Below are 19,348 nucleotides of genomic sequence, written 5' to 3'. Positions count from 1 at the left end.
GTCAGAAGGCGTGCCCGATCCCGATGTAAAGGCCGTAGCCGGAACTGCCGGGCTGGCGCACCAGGGGCACGGCGACGTCGGCCCGCACCGGCCCGAAGGCCGTGTAGTAGCGCACCCCGACGCCGGCGCCGACGCGCAGGGAGTCCGTCGGCGCGAAGGCATCCGTGCCGACCGCGCCGGTATCCACGAAGACCACGCCGCCCAGGCTCGCGCCGAAGCGCTGCCGGAACTCGACCGATCCCTCGAGCAGGCTGGCGCCACCGGCCGGGCGGTCGCGGGCGTCGCGTGGCCCGATGCTCTGGTAGGTGAAGCCGCGCACCGAGCCGCCACCGCCGGCATAGAGGCGCTGCGCCGGCGGCACGTTGGGCGCGTCGGCGCCGAGCAACGAACCGAGGCTTGCCCGAAAGGCCAGCACGCTCCGGCCATTGCCGCTGAGGTCGATGTAGGTCGAACCCGTGGCGCGGGTCGGCATGTAGGCTTCGGATCGGCTGATCGAGTAGCTCGGCGTCACGTTCAGGTTCAGGCGGATGCCGCGGCGCGGATCGAGCGGACTGTCGGTGCTGTCGTAGCGGGCATTCATGGCGAAGCCCACGAGGTTGGAAGGCCGGAGCTCGCCCTCGGACGGGCCCGTCCGACCGATTTCCGCCGTGGGGCCGGCACTCGCGGTCCAGCGCCGGCTCAGGCGCCATTCATACAGGATCGAGGCTTCCACCGCGTCGCGGTCGAAGGCATCCAGGCGGTCGCGGTTGAACGAAAGCCTGCTCACCAGCGCACCATCGTAGTCGAACGGGATGGGCAGGCGGAACGTTCCCGTCAGGCGCGCATTGGTCCGGTCGAACGCGCTGCCGAGGCGCCGCGCCTCCGCCTCGATGGTCAGCCGTTCGGCACCCCCGAGCAGGTTGCGATGCTCCCAGCCCAGCCCGACCGTCGCGCCGAAATTCGTCTCGTAGCCCGCCGAGCCGGTCAGGGCGCGGAACGGGCGGTCCTGCACGCGGAAGGTCACCGGGAAGCGTCCATCGGCGTCGAGTGCCGTGCCCTCCTCGACCCGGATGGATCCGTAGGGGCCGAGAGCGAGCAGGTCGGACCTGGTCTGCGCGATCAGTTCGGGGCTGTAGGGGTTGGCCGCGAGGCGCGTCGCGGCCACCCGCTGCGCGATCTCCGGCCGGACACCGACGCTGCCCTCGATGGTCGCGACCACGGCGCTCGCCAGCGGACCGCGCGCGACCAGGAAGCGCACATCCATCGCCCGGGCGGCATGGTCGACCGTCACCTGGCGCTCGATGCGCGCGAGCGGGTAGCCCGCGGCGCGATAGCCGGCCTGGGCCTGCGACTGCACGGCCAGCACGGTATCGGCGCGCGCCGGCTGACCGGCAGCCAGCGCGATCGGATCAGCGCCGTCCGTCACCACGCTGCGGATGGTGTAGCGCGGGCCAAGGCGAGGACGGAGTTCGATGTTCACCGGCCGCGGCGCCGCCTCCACCTCCGCGATGGTGGGGGGGGGCGCCCCATCGGGCGCGCCGCGCAGGGCAACGGTCGCGCGACCGGCCCAGTAGCCCTCCGATTCGAACGCCAGGCGCAGGCGGTCCGGCTCCGCCAGCATGCGCGCCTGGAGTCCCGATGCGTCGGTAGGGGCCCGCGCACGCAGTCGGATCAGTCCGGAGGCGGCACGCAGAAGCTCGTCCACCGCCTCGTCGCCGGAGGGCAGGACGGTGACGGCATGGGCAAGGCCGGCGGGTTGTTCCGAAGCGGGTTCGGCGGCGGGGTCCTGCGCCACGCCTGACAGCGGCTGCATCGCAGCAAACAGCAACGACACCCAGGTGACAGCGCTCCGCGCTGCGGCGCGGAAATGCGACGTCTTGGTCATCTCCGCCAACTTAATCGATCGTAGCGGGTGTTACAGCCCCGCAACCCGCTCCAGCCGCGATGTGGCCGGGGAAAACAGCCCAGGCGCGGTCAATTGCGCGCTAGGACCGGATGGGGCGCCGCGCGTTGTCTCAGCGGCCTACCGCCGCGCGCACCAAGCGGACTTACCGGGCTGCGGACCGCGCCTACCCGGCTGGCAGAAAGGCCCTCAAAAAGATATCGGAGCCGTCGCGCAGCACCTCACCGGCGCGCTTGCCGCCCAGATAGGGCAGGCTCGACCAGGCCCCGTCGAACAGCATGCACAGCAACTCGCCCAGGCGCCGGGGCTCGGCCGCACCCGCTTCTCGCGCAAGATCCACCAGCTTGTCGCAGACATGCGTCTTGAAGGCGGCGACCAGGCGATGCGTCGGGTGCTCGGGGTCGGGAAATTCTGCCTGGGCCAGGAGCATGGGGCAGCCGCGAAACTCCGGGTCTTCCATTTCATGGGAGGCGGCGACCATCAGAGCGCGCAGCTTGCCCGCGGGCGTAGGCGCATCGGCCGTCACTTCGGTGAACCACACATCCCACTCGGCGGCGTCGTCGCGCAGGATCGCCGCGATCAGCGCGTCCTTGCTCGGGTAGGCGCGATAGAGACTCATCTTCGTCGCTTCGGCGACGCGACACACCTCCTCGACGCCCGTGGCGCGGATCCCCTGGCGATAGAAAAGGTCCTTGGCAGCGCTCTGGATGCGCTGCGCGGCTTTCGGCTTGGTGGCCGTGGCCTCGGACATGATGGGTGAACTCCTTTTCTCCGCGATCCGGCGGTAACGTTTTGCGGTGCAGCAAACTTTGCTCTTGATGTGACTGACCGGTAACTTCTATATAGGGACGAACCGGTCGGTAACATCCGCCCTCGGAGAATGGCAATGTCGATCCTTCAACACAAGAGCCCTGCAAGCACCCCAGTCAAAAATCCCCGCGATACGCCTTGGTTTTCCTGGCTCACGAAGACTTTGGCCGCGAGCACCGGCCGGGCGGGTCACGGCGTCGCGGCGCTCGCCATCCTGGCCGCCGTCGGCACCACCTCGCCCGCCTTTGCACAAGGCCCCCCGGCGGGCCCGCCGCCGGTGACGGTGGCGACGCCCGTCTCCCGCTCCGTCCCGCAATGGGATGAGCATACCGCCCGCATCGAGCCCCTCGCACGTGTCGAAATCCGGCCGCGCGTGTCCGGCCAGGTGATGGAGGTGCATTTCCGCGACGGCGCCCCGGTTCGCGCCGGCGATTTGCTGTTCACCCTCGACCAGCGGCCGTTCCAGATCGCCGTGGCCACGGCGCGGGCCGAGGTGGCGCGCAACGAGGCCCGGGTGAACGTCGCCGAGCAGCAGGTGAACCGCTACGCCCCGCTGGTGGCGCAGCGCTTCTCCTCGGAGGCGGACATGGACAATCGCCGCAGCACGCTGCGCGAGGCGCAGGCAGGCCTCGCCGCGGTGCGCGCCTCGCTGCGCCAGGCCGAGCTCGACCTAGAATTCTCGGAGATCCGCGCACCGCGCGACGGCCGCGTGAGCGACCGCCGCGTGGATGCCGGCAACCTCGTCCAGCAGGGCACGACGCTGATGACCACGCTCGTGGCGCTCGACCAGGTCTATGCCGTGTTCGACGCGAGCGAGGCGCAGTACCTCCGTTACGCCCGCGCGGCGGCCGGTGGCATGCGCCCCGGCGGCGCGCAGGACGGCACGCCGGTGCAGCTGCGCCTGCTCGACGAGACGGAATTCTCACGCGGTGGCCAGCTCGATTTCGTCGACAGCGTGTTCGATGCGCGCAGCGGGACGATCCGCGGCCGCGCCGTGGTGCAGAACCCCGGCTTCCTGCTGGTGCCCGGCAGCTTCGCGCGGCTGCGGCTTTTCGTGGGCGATTCCACCTCGCTGCTGGTGCCCGATTCCGCCATCCTCGCCGATCAGGGCGGGCGCATGGTGCTGACGGTCAACGAGCAGGGCGTGGTCGCGCCCAAGCCCGTGCAGCTCGGGGCGCTGGTCGATGGGCTCCGGGTCATCCGTTCGGGACTCACGCCGCAGGACCGCGTGATCATCGGCGGCCTGCACCGCGCCCGCCCGGGAACGCCGGTCACAGCGCAAGCCGGCCGCATCGGCCCTGCCCCGCTGGCCTCTGCCGACTAAGCCTTTCGCTGCCCCGGACGCACTGGCCGCACAGCGGCCGGATACGTCCGGACCACCCTGCCAACCATTCACGCCCTGACAGGGCGCGAAGCCAAGCGCGCGCAGCGCGCGCGTCATGCCGAAGGCGTGCCTTCGCACGACGTCTGAGGGACAAAGTATTATGCGCCTCGCGAGATTCTTCATCGACCGCCCGGTCTTCGCCGCTGTGCTGTCGATCGCCATCACGCTGATCGGCGCCATCGCCGCCACGCGCCTGCCGATCGGCGAGTTCCCCGAGATCGCGCCGCCGACCGTGCAGGTCACGGCCTTCTACCCGGGCGCCTCGGCGGAGACGATCGCCTCCACCGTTGCCGGCCCCATCGAGCAGGAGATCAACGGCGTCGACGGGATGCTTTATCTCTCATCGCAATCCACCGGCGACGGGCGCGTGGCGATCTCCATCGTGTTCCGCCAGGGCATCGATGTGGACCAGGCGCAGGTGCTGGTGCAGAACCGCGTCGCCATCGCCGAGCCGCGCCTGCCCGAGGATGTCCGGCGCCTGGGTGTGACCGTCCGCAAGGCCTCGCCGGACTTCCTGATGGTCGTGCACATGCTCTCGCCCGACGGCAGCCGAAGCCCGGAATATGTCTCCAACTACGCCACGCTCACCATCAAGGACCGCCTGGCGCGGCTGGAAGGCGTGGGCGACGCGCAGGTCTTCGGCGCGCGTGACTATGCGATGCGCGTCTGGCTCGACCCGGACCGTGTCGCGGCGCGCGGCATGTCGGCCGGCGATGTCGTGGCGGCGCTGCAGCGCGCCAACGTGCAGGTCGCGGCCGGCGCCATCGGCCAGGCACCGCGGGCGAGCGGTGCCGGCGCCTTCGAGGTTTCGGTGCGCGCGCAGGGCCGGCTCTCCACGCCTGAGGAGTTCGACGAACAGGTGATCGGCACCGGCGCCGACGGCGCGACGATCCGTCTGCGCGACGTGGCGCGGACCGAGATCGGGGCGAATGACTACACCATCAACGCGCTGCTCGATAACCGCGTCGCGGTCGGCATCGGCGTCTTCCAGCGGCCGGGCAGCAATGCGCTGGCGACCGCGGCCGCCATCCGCGCCACCATGGAGGAGGCCGCGCGCTCCTTTCCCACCGGCATCGCCTACGACATCGTCTATGACCCGACCCGCTTCATCGCCCAGAGCATGGAGGCGGTGCTCGAGACCTTCCTCGAGGCCGTGGCGCTTGTCGTGCTCGTGGTCATCCTGTTCCTGCAGAATTGGCGGGCGGCGGTGATCCCGCTGCTGGCCATCCCGGTCTCCATCATCGGTACCTTCGGCATCCTGCTCGCGCTCGGGTTCACGCTGAACTCGCTCACCATGTTCGGGCTGATCCTGGCGATCGGCATCGTGGTCGATGATGCGATCGTCGTCGTGGAAAATGCGGAGCGGCACATGGCGCTCGGGCTCTCGCCGCTGGAGGCGGCGCGCAAGACGATGGACGAGGTCGGCTTCGCCCTCATCGCCATCGCGCTCGTGCTCGTCGCGGTGTTCATCCCGACCACCTTCATCAACGGCATCTCGGGCGCCTTCTACCGGCAATTCGCGGTGACGATCTCGGTCGCCACCGTGCTGTCGGCGATCGTGTCGCTCACGCTCTCGCCCGCACTGGCCGCGCTGCTGCTGAAGCCGCACGGGCACGCGGAACCCCGGCGCATCTTCCTGCCGGTCACGCTGTTCTTCCGCGGCTTCAACTGGTTCTTCGACAAGCTCTCCTTCGGCTATGGCGGGCTCACGCGGAAGCTGGTGCGGCTGCCGGTGATCCTGCTGATCCTCTACGCCGGCTTGCTGGCGTTCACCGGGCGGCAGGTGCTGGTCACGCCCACCGGGCTGATCCCGCCGCTCGACCGCGGCTACATCATCGCGGCCTTCCAGCTGCCGCCGGGCTCCAGCCTCAGCCGCACCGACGAGGTGATCCGGCGGGCCTCGGACACGATCGCGGCGGTGCCGGGTGTGGCGAACTCGATTGCCTTCGTGGGCCTCGATGGCGCGACCTTCACAAACGCACCCAATACCGGCGTGGTGTTTGCGGGGCTGCGGTCATTCGAGGACCGCGCCCATCTCGGGGTCACCGGCAACTCCATCCTGGCCGACCTGCAGCGTCGCCTGATGGGCGAGGATGCGGCGCTGGTGCTGGTGATCCCGCCCCCACCCGTGCCGGGCATCGGCACTGGCGGCGGCTTCAAGCTGATGATCCAGGACCGCCAGGGCCGCGGCCCGCAGGCGTTGGAGCGCGCGACGCAACAGGTGCTGGCGGCGGCGAACGGGGCGCCGGGCATCGCCTTCGCCTTCAGCCTGTTCAACACCTCCACGCCGCAGATCCTGGCGGAGATCGACCGTCCGCGTGCCGAGATGATCGGGCTGCCGATTTCGCGCGTGCATGAGGCGATGAGCATCTATCTCGGCTCGGCCTTCGTGAACGACTTCAACCTGCTCGGGCGGACCTGGCGCGTGACGGCGCAGGCCGACCAGCAGCACCGCATGACCATCGAGGACATCGCGGCACTTCGGGCGCGCACGGATACGGGTGCCATGGTGCCGCTCGGCAGCGTGGCCACCTTCCGCGAGACGGCCGGCCCCTATCGCGTGCCGCGCTACAACCTGTTCCCGGCCGCCGAGGTCCAGGGCGCGGCAATCCCGGGCTTCTCCACCGGCCAGGCGATCGCGGCCATGGAGCAAGTGATGCGCACGGCGCTGCCGGAGGGCTTCGGCTACGAATGGACCGAGATCGCGCTGCAGGAGACGACGCAGGGCAACACGGCCCCGGTCGCCTTCGGCCTCGCGGTGGTGTTCGTCTTCCTTGTGCTGGCCGCGATGTATGAGAGCTGGCTGTTGCCGCTGGCAGTGGTGCTGATCGCGCCGATGTCGGTGCTCGCGGCACTGCTGGGCGTGCAGCATGCGGGCCTCGACAACAACGTGCTCGTGCAGGTTGGGCTGGTGGTGCTCGTCGGCCTCGCGGCGAAGAACGCGATCCTGATCGTGGAATTCGCCCGCGCGGCCGAGGAGGAAGGCATGTCGCGGTGGGAGGCGGCGGCGGCGGCGGCCCGCACGCGGCTCCGGCCGATCCTGATGACCTCGCTGGCCTTCATCCTCGGCGTGCTGCCGCTGACGGTGGCGACGGGCGCCGGCGCCGAGATGCGCCAGAGCCTGGGTGTGGCGGTGTTCTACGGGATGCTGGGGGTGACGATCTTCGGGCTGATGTTCACGCCTGTATTCTACGTGATCGCGCAGAAGTTCCGTGGCGGGGGCAAGGCAAAGGTGGCGCCGCCGGCGGAAGCGCCGGTCGCGCCGGACCCCGACATCGGTCCCGCGCATTGATGCCGGGGTGGCGGGGCCGCCGTGCCCCGCCACCCGTCGCGTTCTCCACCAAGCCCCATCCACCGCATCGAGGGCGCGGAACCAATCGCCAGGTCGGGTGTTCGTCTCCGATAGGTCTCGCCGGCCATACGGATGATGGAGCAGCCTCTTGGCACAGGGTTCACAGGCCAACCGCAAATCGCGCTCGACATGGCGCTGACCCCCTGGGCCTGCGCCCATTGCGGCTTCTGGCAGAAGCATTTCAAGCCAGCCGCTTGTCCCGTCTGTGAGGACACGCGCAACGACCTGCCCGAAGATGGCTGGCATTTCCTGACCGAAGGCGAAGTCGCGGCCCGGCTTACGGGCGATTGGCGTCGCCTGCCCGGCGACATGGTGGCGTTCACCACCAGCCCTGGCTTCGGCCTCAACGGCACGGGGTGGCTGTTGCTGCATCCCGACGGCAACACGGCCTTCGAGGCGGCGCCCTACTACACGCCGCCAATGCTCGAGGAGATCCGCAGGCTCGGCGGCATCCGGTTCCTCGCCGCGTCGCATTGCCATGGCTACGGCGCGCTGTGGCAGCTGCAGGAGGTGTTCAAGCCGGAAATCCTCGCCATTCAGAAGGATGATCTACGGATGACGAAGGCGTTCCGCGTGACCTGGCCCTACGACGATACGCTGGAGCTTCGTCCCGGCCAGGTGCTGCACCATGTCGGCGGCCACTATGAAGGCCAGGCGGCGCTCCATGATTCCGGCCGGCGTACCCTGTTCTGCGGCGACGCGTTCAAGGTCGACCAGGATGCGGCGGGCAACAACCTCGCGCTCTCCTCCCACAAGGCGTTCCACAAGGACATTCCATTGTCGCCCTCTGAACTGCGTCACTATCGCGATGTCATCGCGCCCCTGGATTTCGACACCATCTGCACGCCCTTCGAGCACGCGCCGGGCATCACCACCGCGATGGCGCTGGCCTCGCTCGATGACCAGCTGGCGCGACGCCCGGGCGTTCGCCGCATTCCGATCGATGACCTGCGCAACATGGCGGGGAACGTGCGATGACTCTGGACGCCGTGGCTCAGGCATTCCGCGACAGCTTGGCAGGTCTTGGCGAGCTGACGGTGTTCCGCATCGATGCGCTGGACAGGACCGGTATACCGGTCGTGCAGGCCAACCTGATCGCGCCGGGCAAGCCCGCGACGACCGGCTATGGCTACGGCTTCTCGGCCATCCAGGCCGAGGTCGGCGCCTTGGGCGAGCTCTGCGAGGAAATCCACGCCGAACAGCAGGTCGAGCGCATCACGCCGATCCGCGGCAGCTACGCCGCGCTTTCGGCGAAGCGTCCCGTGATCGACCCGCTCACCCTCTGTCTGCCGGCGGGCAGCCACTACACCGCCGACATGACGCTGGATTGGACGGAGGCGCGGCGCTGGACCGATGGCGAGACCACCTTGCTGCCCGTCGAGTGGGTGGCCGCCTACGGCTACCAGATGGTCCACGGGCCGGCGCAGCTGATCACGCCGATCACGAGCGGCCTTGGTGCCGGGCTTGATCTCGAACACGCCATCGCCCACGGCATCATGGAAGCCCTGCAGCGAGACGGGAACGTGGTCGGATTTCGCGCGCTGGATCAAGGGCTCGTGGTCGAGCCCGATTCCGTGCCCGAGCCCGAGGTGCGCGCGCTGTTGGCAAAGCTGAGCGCGCTCGACATCGACGTCACGATCAAGCTCGCTTCCACCGATTTCGGCATCAGCAACCTCTACGTGGTGGGCCCCGATCGCGGCGGCCCGGCGGTGCCGATCCAGGTCACCTCGTGCGGCGAGGCGGCCCACCCCGACCGGGACCGTGCGCTGCGCAAGGCGCTGCTGGAATTCTGCGGATCGCGCGCGCGCAAGGCCGCGACGCATGGTCCGATCGAGTTGCTCCTCCGGCATCTGCCCGAGAGCTACACCGCGCCGCAGCTTGCGCTGCTGGATGTCGAGGAAGAGGAACCCCGCGCCCTGGCGGCGATGACGGCTTGGCTGGATGACGACGCGGCCGCACTGCAGGCACGGCTCGCCGATACGGTCTTCTCCGAATCATCCCGCCAGAAGCTTTCGGATCTGCCGAGCGCGCCGGTGCCGACGTCGGTGGCGACCCTCGATTTACTGACCAGCCGCCTCGCCGCCGAGGGGCTCGAGGTGTTCTACGTCGATTGCTCGCCGCCTGGTGATCCGGTGCGTGTGGTCAAGGTCGTGGTGCCGGGTCTGGAGGCCGAGACGATGAGCTATCACCGCATCGGCTGGCGCGGCGTGCGCAGGCTCCGCGCGCGCCAGGATCCGCTGGTGGTCGATGCTCCGCGCGCGGGTGCAAAGCGTGTCCTGCTGCGGCCGGAGGACGAGGCCCGCTCCGGCGGGCCGGCCTGGTTCGATGCTGCGCTCGCGGATCGGCTGGTCGGCAGCCTCTACCCGCTGTATCGCGAGCCCGGCACCTTCTCCGCACAGCGCGAGCGGCTGCGGCGGAAGGGCCTGCCGGTTCCGGCATGACGGACGGCTGATGCGCGCGCCAGGGCCGCTGCTGGCCTCACCCAGCTGGCGGCTGTCCCTCGTCGCGACCTTGTATTTCTACCAGGGAATCGTCGCCGGCTTCGCCCTGACGGCCTTGCCCAACCATGCGGCGAGCCTCGGCGCCAGCACGGCCGAGCTCGGCGCCTATGCCGCGGCCATCGGCCTGCCGTGGATCCTGCAGCCCTTGTGGGGCCCGGTGGTGGATCGGTTCGGCGGCATGCGCATGGGCCGGCGGCGCTTCTGGGTGATGACCGCCATGGCGGGCTCGCTCGCCGCGCAATCCTGCCTGTTGTGGCTTGGCGAGGCGCGACCGGGGGAACTCTCCACCATCGCCGCGATCTTCACGCTGCACAGCCTCTGCGCCGCGCTGATGGACACCGCGACCGACGCCATGATCATCGATCACACGCCCACCGATCAGATGGGTGCGGCCACGGCGTGCACGCGAGCCGGCCTGGTTTCAGGCATCGCCGTCGGCGCCGTAGTTTTTGCCTGGGTGCTGCCGCAAGCCGGACTCGCGCAGGCTGCGATGGTGCTGCTGTGCCTTGGCTTGCTGGCAGCGATCATGCCGCTGCTGGTGCGCGAAGCACCCGATGATGCGTGTCTGTCGCTGCGCCGGCGGACGGTCGCGACAGGGTCACGCATCGGTGCGCTGGTCGCGGAGCTTGGCCGCGGCATGGTCCGGCCGGTTCATCTGGCCCTTCTCCTGTTCTGCCTGTTGCAGGATTTCTGCGGGGCGCTGTTTCGCCTCCCTCTCGGGGTCTACCTGATCCAGCAGGAGGGCTGGACCGCCGGCGCGCTCTCGACGGCGCAGGGGATGATCGGCCTGGCCTCGGGCACGCTCGGCGCCTGGCTTGTCGGGCGATGGACGGACCGCGTCGGGCCCGCGCGCGCGCTCGGATGGCTTCTCGGCGCCAGCGCCGCGGCGCATGTGGCGTCCGGCGCGGTGCTCGGCCTGAGCGGCGGCTGGGCCGGACCAGCGGCGCTGTCGCTGTCCGGCATCACATCCGCGTTGTCGTTCGTGGCTCTCGCGCCGGCGGTGATGCATGCGAGCCGCGGCGCGGTCGCGGCGAGCCGGTTCGCGCTGTACATGGCCGCGCTCAACCTGGGTGACGTGCTCGGTTCCGCTGTCGCGGGGCCCGCCGCCGCGCTCGGCGTGGTGCCGCTCGCCCTTGCGGTGGGCGCGGGCTACGGCCTGCTGGCCCTGGGCAGCGCCAGCATGGTGCGCCGGTTTCAGCAGTAACGTCGAAGTTGCGCGCCGCGCGAAAAATATCGCGACGCATCTTCGGCTTGCGAGGCGTCGTTACACGCCCAAGTCCCGCTCCGATGCTTTGTACGTTGGTCCGGATCCGCATAATTCGGCGTGGATCCATGAATAAGAAAGAGGATGTGTTGCATGAACGTGATCGCGAAGCGCCGAAAGATCGGCGTGGCAGTCATCGGCATGGGTGGTGCCGTCGCAACGACAGCAGCAGCAGGGCTCGAAATTCTGCGGCTTGGCACCAATCGCATGGATGGACTGCCGCTCGCCCATCTTTCGGTTCCGCGGATGGTGCAATACGAGGATCTCTACTTGCGTGGCTGGGATCTCAACGCACAGTCACTGGCTGATGCGGCCGTCGAACATCGCGTGTTGCCTGCCGACCAGATGGCCAGTGTCGAGCCCGCCCTCTCGGCGATCCGTCCCTGGGCGGGTGTGGCGAGTGCCGCCTACTGCCGCCGGATCGAGGGTGCGAACATGCACACCGCCGCGGGCCATCGCGCGGCGATCGACGCCATCACCGATGACCTGCGCCGGTTCCGCGACGAGGGCGATTTCGACAGCGTCGTCATGATCAATCTCGCCTCGACCGAGCGCACGCCGCAGGCCAGCGACGCCTGGGCCTCGCCCGAAGCGTTCGAGCGCGGGCTGGATGCGGATGACGCAGCGATCGGGCCCGCGATGCTCTACGCCTATGCCGCGATTTCCGCGGGCGTGCCTTACGGCAATTTCACCCCATCCACGGCGGCGGAGGTGCCGGCTCTCGTCGAACTCGCGCAGCGGCACGGCGTCCCGCTCGCCGGCAAGGATGGCAAGACCGGTCAGACACTGATCAAGACCGTGCTTGCCCCAGCGTTCAAGGCGCGCGCCTTGCATGTCGATGGCTGGTTCTCGACCAACATCCTCGGCAATCGCGATGGTGAGGCGCTCCAGGACCCCGACAGCCTGAAGTCGAAGCTCGGCACCAAGGGCAGCGTCCTCGACTCCATCCTCGGCTACCCGGTCGAGGATCATGTGGTCGACATCCGCTACTACCGCCCGCGTGGCGACGACAAGGAAGCCTGGGACAATATCGACGTCACCGGCTTCCTCGGTCAGCGCATGCAGATCAAGGTCAATTTCCTGTGCAAGGACAGCGTGCTCGCGGCGCCGCTGGTCCTCGAGATCGCGCGCGTTCTCGACCTCGCGCAGCAGCGCGGCGAGGCCGGTCCGCAGGAGCAGTTGTCACTGTTCTTCAAGGCGCCGATGACGGCCCGCGGCGACGCGCCCGAGCACGCCTTCCCGGTTCAGGAACGCATGCTGCACAGCTGGCTGATGGCGGATACCGCCGCGTGAACCTGCCCTCGCCGCACTGGCTGCCGCTGCTGCGCGAGATCGGCAACCTCAAACGCGTGCGGTCGGCCAACCAGACGGGATCGGTCGCCGAGCGGCTTTTTGCTTTGGCGTGGCGGCGGCTTGTGGCCGGCGAGGAGACGAACTCGGTCGCGCGCGACGTCACGGCGCGGGCCTTGGTTGCGACGCGTCTGGGCGATCTGGATGCCGCCAGCCTGCACGCCGCGGGCCTGCCGGGCGAGGCGGTGCGGGAGATTCTGGGAAACGGGTTCGACGCTGCCGCGGTTCTGCTCGATGCGCCGGCGCGGCGCTGGTTGCGCGGCGGCTCGCCTCAGGTGCACCTCGACGATGACGCGGATCCGGGCGTGTCCATGGCGGTGCCCGCCTTCGTCGAGCGGCTGGCGCGGCAGCCCCGTGCCGGTGCCACCACCCCCGGCCGCTCCAGGCTGATGCTGGAGCCGCCCGAGAACCATGCCGAGCATTGCCTCTGCGTCGCCGTAGCGGCCGTCCTGCTGGCGCCGGAGACCGGTGCCGATACCGGCTGCGTCTTCCTGGCCTCCCTCGCGCATCACCTCCACAACGCCCTCCTCGCCGATGCCGGTTTCGCCGGCGAGACCTTGCTGGGCGAGTGGCTGGCGCCCGCCATCTCCGGCGCCACCGAACTCGCACTCGGGGAGCTGACCCCGGCGCTGGGAAGCCGCGTCGCCGAGGCGTGCCGCATCCTGCCCGACGTCGAGACCGCCGAGGGCCAGGCGTTCCACGCCGCCGACACGCTCGACCGCGTCCTGCAGATGGAACATCACCTGCGCGCCGCCAGCACCACAATGGCCTATCTGCAGAACGAGATGGCGCTGGTCCACGCCGGGCCGATCAAGCCGTTCCAGGATGCGCTGCTCGACCGCATGGGCCTCGCCGCGTGATCGCGGACACCGCACACTCGGTGCGCGACGCACAGGGACGTCGCTGGCCGGCGCCGGACGGGATCGCCTTTCTCCGCACCGGGCGGGAGGCCCTGGCAGCGGCGGCGCTGGAGCGGCTGGATAACGGCGACCGCACCGGTGCGCTGGTGCTGCTGCTCGGCGACCAGGATGACTGGTGGCAGGGCCCCACGGCCGACCCCGTAGCGCTGCGCGAGCTGGTCACCCGGCGCGAGACGCTGACGCTGCGGCAGGCGATGGCGCTGCTCGCCTGGGGACCCGTCGCGGATTACTTCGCGCATCGCTGGTCCGATCCGACCTTCCTTGCCGGACTCGCGCTGGTCGAGGCGCATTGCCCGGCGCCCTCTTCGGTGTTCGAGCTCGCCTGCGGCATCGGGCACCACCTGCGCGAATTGGCGCTGCGCGGCGCGGCGGTTACCGGCGCCGACGTGGTCTTCGCCAAGCTCTGGATCGCGCGGCATTGGCTGGTGCCGGAGGCTCGTCTGATCTGCATGGACGCAGCGCAGGATTGGCCGCTGCCCGATGGAGCCTTCGACCTCGTCGCCTGCCAGGATGCCTTCTATTTCCTGGAGCCGAAGCCCGCGATCCTCGCCAGGCTGCACCGCCTTCTCGCGCCACTGGGCGTCCTGGCGATCGGCCACGTGCACAATCGGGACTGGCCGAATTTTTCCACCGGCAGCGCGATGACGGCTACAGAGCTCACGGCCATGTTCCCGGGCGCGGCGCTCTACGATGATACCGAGCTGACCGAGGCCCTTGCCGCAGGCCGGGCGCCGAAGGTTGCGCACGGCGAGGCGCTCGCCGCCGCAGAGGCCTTCGCGATCGCGACCGGCCCTGGCCTGCGACCGGCTTGTGCCGTGCAGGGTGGGCTCGCCCTGCCGGCGTCGGGCACCTCCCTGTCGCGCAATCCGCTGTACGATGATGGTGGGCGCCGCGTCTGGCCGAGCGAGCGCTACAGCCGCGAATACGGGTCTCGCGCAACCTATCCCGAGACGACCAGCGCACCGTCGCGCGCCATCCTCGATGCGGCGCAACCCGCCCTCCGCGAACAGGCACGCCGCCGCGAGCTGGTCGCCCTGCCGGAGCGCTGGTGACCGTGTCGGGGCTGGCCTGGGGCGTGCTGGGATTCGGCTGGGTGGCGCGGGATTTCGCCGCGCCAGCGATGCTGGCGTCGGGCGGCACGCTCGCCGCCATCGCTGACCCTGATCCGCAGGCGAGGCGCGCCGGAGAGGTGCTGGGCGCACGTGCCCATGCCGATCTGGAGACGATGCTCGACGACCCGGCTGTGCAGGCGATCTATGTCGCGACGCCAAACCATCTCCACCGCTCAGGCGTCGAGGCGGCCGCCGCGGCGGGCAAGCCCGTGCTGTGCGAGAAGCCCATGGCGGCCACGCTGGCCGATGCCGAGGCGATGGCTTCCGTCGTCGCGCGCGCGGGCATTCCCTACGGCACCGCCTTCGACCAGCGCCATCATCCTGCCCATGCGGCGATGCGCGATGCGATCGCCGGCGGCGCCATCGGCACCCTCACCGCCATCCGCATCGTCTATGCGTGCTGGGTCGACGCCGGCTTCGCGGCGGATAATTGGCGCGCGGACCCGGCCCGCGCCGGCGGCGGCGCGATGATGGACCTGGCACCGCATGGCCTGGACCTCGTCGACTTCCTCGCCGGCGAGCCGCTGGTCGAGGTGGCGGCGCTCACGCAGCGGCGCGTGCAGGACTACGCCGTCGATGATGGGGCAGCGCTGATCGGGCGCACCGCCCGCGGCGTGCTCGCGCAGCTGCACATCGCCTACAACTGCCCCGAGGGCCTGCCGCGCCGCCGCCTGGAGGTGATCGGCAGCACCGGGCAGCTGCTGGCCGAGAACACCATGGGCCAGACCGCAGGCGGCGACGTCTGGCACATCGGCGGCGCGAGCGGCATCCGCACGCGCATGGCCGTTCCGCAGGCCGAGACCTCCCCCTTCACCCGGCAGATGGCGGCCTTCGCGCGCCATGTGCTCGCCGCGCCGGAGCCCGCCTTCAGCCTGGCGCGCGATCTTCACACCATGCGCCTGCTGCACCGCGCCTATGGAGCCGCCACGCAATGACGCTGCGCTATGCCTACAACACCAACGGCACCGCCAATCACCGGCTCGACGATGCCATCGGCCTGATCGCCGATGCCGGCTATGCGGGGGTGGCCCTCACGCTCGACCATCATCACCTCGACCCGATGGAGGAGGGCTGGCAGCAGCGCGCCGAGGCGCTCGCGCGACGACTGCGCGCCGACGGGCTTGGCTGCGTGATCGAGACGGGCGCGCGCTACCTGCTCGACCCGCGCCGCAAGCACGAGCCGACCCTGCTCTCCCCCACCCCCGAGGCGCGCGCCGGGCGCATCGCCTTCCTCAACCGGGCGATCGACATCGGCGCGATCCTGGATGCGGAGGCGATGTCGTTCTGGGCCGGCGTGCCGCTGCCCGGTGTGGATCGCGACGATGCCGCCGGCTGGCTCGCGGATGGCGTCGCCGCCGTGCTGGCTCATGCCGAAGCGAGTGGCGTGGTCGCGGCGCTGGAGCCCGAACCGGGGATGCTGGTCGAGACCTTGGACGACTGGCTGCTGCTCCAACGTCGATTGCCGCAGCTGCGCCTGGCGCTCGACCTCGGCCATTGCCTGGTGACGCAGGAGCGCGAGCCGGCCGCCGCCGTCAAGGAATTCGCCGATGTCGTCGGCACCGTCGCCATCGAGGATATGCGCCGCGGCGACCACACCCACCTGCCGTTCGGCGAGGGCGACATGGACATCCCCGGCTGCCTCGATGCGCTCGAGGCGATCCGCTTCGAGGGTCTGGTCTGCGTCGAGCTCTCGCGCGAGAGCCATCGCGCGCACACGATGGTGCCCGACGCCATGGCCTGGCTGAAGGCGTGCCGGTCATGAGGGTATTGTTCTGCTCGCGCCGGTTCTTTCCCGCCATCAGCGGTATGAGCGTCTATGCCGCGAACCTGCTGCAGGAGCTGGTGGCCGCCGGACATGACGTGACCATGGTCAGCCAGTATCGCGGCGACGCGGCCGGCACGCGCATCTATGGCGGCGGTCCGCCGCCCGCCGTCGAGGGCGTCACGGTACTGGGGCGGCGATCCGTGGGCGAGGAGGTCACGCCCGCGGATTTCGAACGCGACGTCGACGACATGCTGGAGACCATCCTCGCCGAGCACGCGAAGGTCCCTTTCGACATCCTGCATGCGCAGTATGGCTATCCCAATGGCTGGACGTTGCTGCTCGCGGCGCAGCGGCTCGGCATCCCGGCCGTGGTGTCCATCCAGGGCGGCGACGGCCATTGGGTGGGCTCGTGCTGCGAGACGCATCGGCAGGCCATGCTGCGCGTGGTCGAGAACGCCGATGCCCTGCTCATCGGCTGCGAGAGCTTCGCCGGCGAAGTCGTGCAACGGCTCGGCGTGGCGCGGGAGCGCTTCACCATCGTGCCCGGCGCTGTCGATGTCACGCGCTTCAAGCCGGTGCAGGCGCCAGGTGCGGCGGCAGCGATACCGCGACTGCTCTATCATGGCCGCGTGGACCGGCGGAAAGGCGTGCTCGATTTCCTCGCCGCGCTGCGTCTGCTCCGCGATGACGGCGTGGCCTTCGAGGCGGTGGTGTCCGGCATCGGGCCCGATCATGACGCCGCACAGGCGCTGGCCGCCGAGCTCGGCCTTGATGTCCGCTTCACCGGCCACGCGGCCTATGAGGATGCGCCCGCGGTGTATGCCCTGGGCGACATCTTCGTCTCTCCCACCTATGCGGAGGGATTCTCCAACACCATCCTCGAGGCGATGGCGTCCGGCCTGCCGTGCCTGTCCTGCCACGCGGTGGGGGTGATGGACTGCCTCCGCGATGGCGAGAACGGTCTGCTGGTCGAGCCGGGCGACGTGCCGGCGCAAGCGGCCGCGCTGCGTCGCCTGATCGAGGAGCCCGAGCTGCGCCGGCGCCTCGCCGAGGCGGCTCTCGACGAGTGCCGGCGAACCTATTCCTGGGCAGCCGTGGGCCGGCAGATCATGGAGGTCTACGGCCAGTTGCGCGGCGCCGTTCCGCGTGCGCGCTCGATGGACACGGAGCTGCCGCATGATGCGACGTGTCGGTTCCGCGCCGCGCCGCATCTGTTGTGATGCCGCACGCCCTGGCCTTGTCACCGCATCTGGATGACGCCGCCTTCTCGTGCGGCGGCACGCTCGCGCGGCTGGTGCAGCAAGGCTGGTCGGTGACCGTCTGCACCGTGTTCACCCGCTCCGTCACGGCGCCGAGCGGCTTCGCGCTGGCCTGCCAGACCGACAAGGGCCTCGCGCCGGATGTGGACTACATGGCGTTGCGCCGCGCCGAGGATGCGGCCGCCTGCGCCGTGCTGGGCGCGGAGCCGCTGTGGCTGAATTGGCCGGAGGCGCCGCATCGCGGCTACCAGGATGCCGCGGCGCTGTTCGGTCGCCCGCTTGAGGAAGACCCCGCGCACGGCCTCGCCGAGACGTTGCCCGACGGGCCAGCCGACCTCCTGCTTGCCCCACAGGCGGTCGGCGGACATGTCGACCACGTGCTGCTGGTGCAGGCGCTGCGGCTGCAAGCGCGGCCCGTCCTGTGGTGGACCGATTTCCCCTACGCCACCCGCGCTGCGTCCGTCCGCCCGTTCGACGCTGACATGAAGCGTCTTGCGGAATGCCAGGTCGAGGGTGACGCGCAGGCCCGGCTGCACGCCTGCGCGGCCTACACAACCCAGCTGCCGTTCCAGTTCGGCGGCATGAAGGGCCTCGAAGCGGCATTGAACGCAGAGGGGGATGTCGAATCCTTCCGGGGCGACGCGGCACGCCTGCCCCGCGGTATCGTGCGATGAGCGAGGCTGCGGTGCTGGTCACCGGCGGCGCCGGCTACATCGGCAGCCATGTGGTCCTCGCCCTCCGCGACTCCGGCATGTCCGTGGTGGTGTTGGACGATCTTTCCACGGGTGTGGCCGACGCCGTGCCCGTCGAGGTGCCGCTGGTGCGCGGGTCGACCGGCGATTCGGGTCTGGTGCGTCGCACCCTGCGCCGGCACGGCGTCGGCGCCGTCGTGCACCTGGCGGGCTCGCTGGTGGTGAGCGAGAGCGTCGCCAAGCCTTTGGGCTATTGGCGCAACAATGTCGCGAATACCCTGAGCCTTGCGGAAGCCTGCGTCGCCGAGCGCGTCACTCGGCTGGTGTTCTCCTCCACGGCCGCGGTCTACGGCATCGCCGATGGGGCGCCGGTGACGGAGGACACGCCGTGCCGCCCGATCAACCCCTATGGCGCGAGCAAGCTTGCGGCGGAACGGCTGCTGCAGGATGTGGCATCGGCCAACGACATGGCGGTGGTGGCGCTACGCTACTTCAACGTCGCGGGCGCCGACCTCGCCGGCCGCGCAGGACCGCGCAACCGCAATGCCACGCACCTCATCAAGGTCGCCTGCGAGGCAGCGCTGGGCCGGCGCGACGCGGTGGCGGTGTTCGGGCAGGATTACGACACGCCAGATGGCACGGGGGTGCGTGACTACATCCATGTCAGTGACCTCGCGGGCGCGCATGTCGCAGCGCTTCGCTACCTGGGCGAGGGCGGCGGCAGCCAGGTGCTGAATTGCGGCTACGGACGTGGCCATTCGGTGAACGAGGTCGTGCGGGCGGTGGAACGTGCGGCGCGTCGTCCCGTCAGGCTAAGGGTGGAAGGGCGTCGCGCGGGCGATCCGCCGAGCCTCGTCGCGTGCAACGACCGCATCCGATCGGTGCTCCAGTGGCGGCCGGAGCATGATGATCTCGACGCTATCGTCGCGAGCGCCCTGGCGTGGGAGCGCGCGATGGATGCGCCGGTGGACACCCTGCGCCACGGCCCGGAGCCGCGCGCCCGCGTCGCGCGTCGGTAGGCTCGGTCGTTTCGTGAACGACGATCTTCACCGCGCAT

The 19,348-nt window shown here is 69.9% G+C and carries 15 protein-coding genes; 13 read left to right on the top strand and 2 right to left on the bottom strand.

The genetic code is table 11. From position 1 onward, the window contains the following. Nucleotide 1 precedes the first annotated feature (1 nt). Together GXW79_RS06130 and GXW79_RS06125 are read right to left on the bottom strand one after the other, a co-directional pair. Nucleotides 2-1,864 carry an autotransporter assembly complex protein TamA gene (locus tag GXW79_RS06130; protein WP_211873471.1) on the bottom strand — a complete coding sequence of 621 codons (1,863 nt, stop codon included), beginning with the start codon at nt 1,862-1,864 and terminating at the stop codon, nt 2-4. Between the two features lie 184 nt (nt 1,865-2,048). Beyond that, nucleotides 2,049-2,633 carry a TetR/AcrR family transcriptional regulator gene (locus GXW79_RS06125; protein WP_211873470.1) on the bottom strand — a complete coding sequence of 195 codons (585 nt, stop codon included), beginning with the start codon at nt 2,631-2,633 and terminating at the stop codon, nt 2,049-2,051. Nucleotides 2,634-2,855: 222 nt separating this feature from the next. On the opposite strand from GXW79_RS06125, the gene GXW79_RS06120 reads away from it, so the two are divergent. The 13 genes from GXW79_RS06120 (at nt 2,856) to galE (ending at nt 19,310) form a co-directional block, all read left to right on the top strand. Beyond that, nucleotides 2,856-4,016 carry an efflux RND transporter periplasmic adaptor subunit gene (locus tag GXW79_RS06120; RefSeq protein ID WP_246503771.1) on the top strand — a complete coding sequence of 387 codons (1,161 nt, stop codon included), beginning with the start codon at nt 2,856-2,858 and terminating at the stop codon, nt 4,014-4,016. 160 nt (nt 4,017-4,176) lie between these two features. Continuing rightward, nucleotides 4,177-7,368 (top strand): efflux RND transporter permease subunit, encoded by a 3,192-nt coding sequence (locus tag GXW79_RS06115; protein ID WP_211873468.1) that lies wholly within the window; start codon nt 4,177-4,179, stop codon nt 7,366-7,368. A 189-nt stretch (nt 7,369-7,557) separates the two neighbouring features. Then, a complete protein-coding gene (locus tag GXW79_RS06110; RefSeq protein ID WP_211873467.1) occupies nt 7,558-8,406 on the top strand; it encodes an MBL fold metallo-hydrolase in 849 nt (282 codons plus the stop codon). Further along, nucleotides 8,403-9,869, top strand: coding sequence for a YcaO-like family protein (locus tag GXW79_RS06105; RefSeq protein WP_211873466.1), 1,467 nt, complete (start codon nt 8,403-8,405; stop codon nt 9,867-9,869). The genes GXW79_RS06110 and GXW79_RS06105 overlap by 4 nt, the downstream gene beginning before the upstream one ends. A gap of 10 nt (nt 9,870-9,879) precedes the next feature. After that, nucleotides 9,880-11,133, top strand: coding sequence for an MFS transporter (locus GXW79_RS06100; RefSeq protein WP_211873465.1), 1,254 nt, complete (start codon nt 9,880-9,882; stop codon nt 11,131-11,133). Between the two features lie 153 nt (nt 11,134-11,286). Then, on the top strand, nt 11,287-12,486 hold the full coding sequence (locus tag GXW79_RS06095) for an inositol-3-phosphate synthase (protein WP_211873464.1): 1,200 nt from the start codon (nt 11,287-11,289) through the stop codon (nt 12,484-12,486). Next, nucleotides 12,483-13,403 (top strand): HD domain-containing protein, encoded by a 921-nt coding sequence (locus tag GXW79_RS06090; RefSeq protein WP_211873463.1) that lies wholly within the window; start codon nt 12,483-12,485, stop codon nt 13,401-13,403. Before GXW79_RS06095 ends, GXW79_RS06090 begins: the two co-directional genes overlap by 4 nt. Beyond that, nucleotides 13,400-14,515, top strand: a complete 1,116-nt coding sequence (locus tag GXW79_RS06085; RefSeq protein ID WP_211873462.1) for a class I SAM-dependent methyltransferase — start codon at nt 13,400-13,402, stop codon at nt 14,513-14,515. The genes GXW79_RS06090 and GXW79_RS06085 overlap by 4 nt, the downstream gene beginning before the upstream one ends. Continuing rightward, nucleotides 14,512-15,510 (top strand): Gfo/Idh/MocA family protein, encoded by a 999-nt coding sequence (locus GXW79_RS06080; protein ID WP_211873461.1) that lies wholly within the window; start codon nt 14,512-14,514, stop codon nt 15,508-15,510. The genes GXW79_RS06085 and GXW79_RS06080 overlap by 4 nt, the downstream gene beginning before the upstream one ends. After that, on the top strand, nt 15,507-16,337 hold the full coding sequence (locus tag GXW79_RS06075; RefSeq protein WP_211873460.1) for a sugar phosphate isomerase/epimerase family protein: 831 nt from the start codon (nt 15,507-15,509) through the stop codon (nt 16,335-16,337). The genes GXW79_RS06080 and GXW79_RS06075 overlap by 4 nt, the downstream gene beginning before the upstream one ends. Further along, nucleotides 16,334-17,560: a glycosyltransferase family 4 protein gene (locus GXW79_RS06070; protein WP_211873459.1), complete on the top strand. Its 1,227-nt coding sequence runs from the start codon at nt 16,334-16,336 to the stop codon at nt 17,558-17,560. Before GXW79_RS06075 ends, GXW79_RS06070 begins: the two co-directional genes overlap by 4 nt. Then, nucleotides 17,560-18,273, top strand: a complete 714-nt coding sequence (locus GXW79_RS06065) for a PIG-L deacetylase family protein (protein WP_211873458.1) — start codon at nt 17,560-17,562, stop codon at nt 18,271-18,273. Before GXW79_RS06070 ends, GXW79_RS06065 begins: the two co-directional genes overlap by 1 nt. Further along, nucleotides 18,270-19,310: a UDP-glucose 4-epimerase GalE gene (galE, locus tag GXW79_RS06060; protein WP_211873457.1), complete on the top strand. Its 1,041-nt coding sequence runs from the start codon at nt 18,270-18,272 to the stop codon at nt 19,308-19,310. The genes GXW79_RS06065 and galE overlap by 4 nt, the downstream gene beginning before the upstream one ends. Nucleotides 19,311-19,348: the final 38 nt, after the last annotated feature.

This window comes from Plastoroseomonas arctica (assembly GCF_018128965.1).
Taxonomy (GTDB): domain Bacteria; phylum Pseudomonadota; class Alphaproteobacteria; order Acetobacterales; family Acetobacteraceae; genus Plastoroseomonas; species Plastoroseomonas arctica.
The sequence above is the reverse complement of the archived record's forward strand: the minus strand, read 5'-3'. Positions and strand labels throughout refer to the sequence as shown.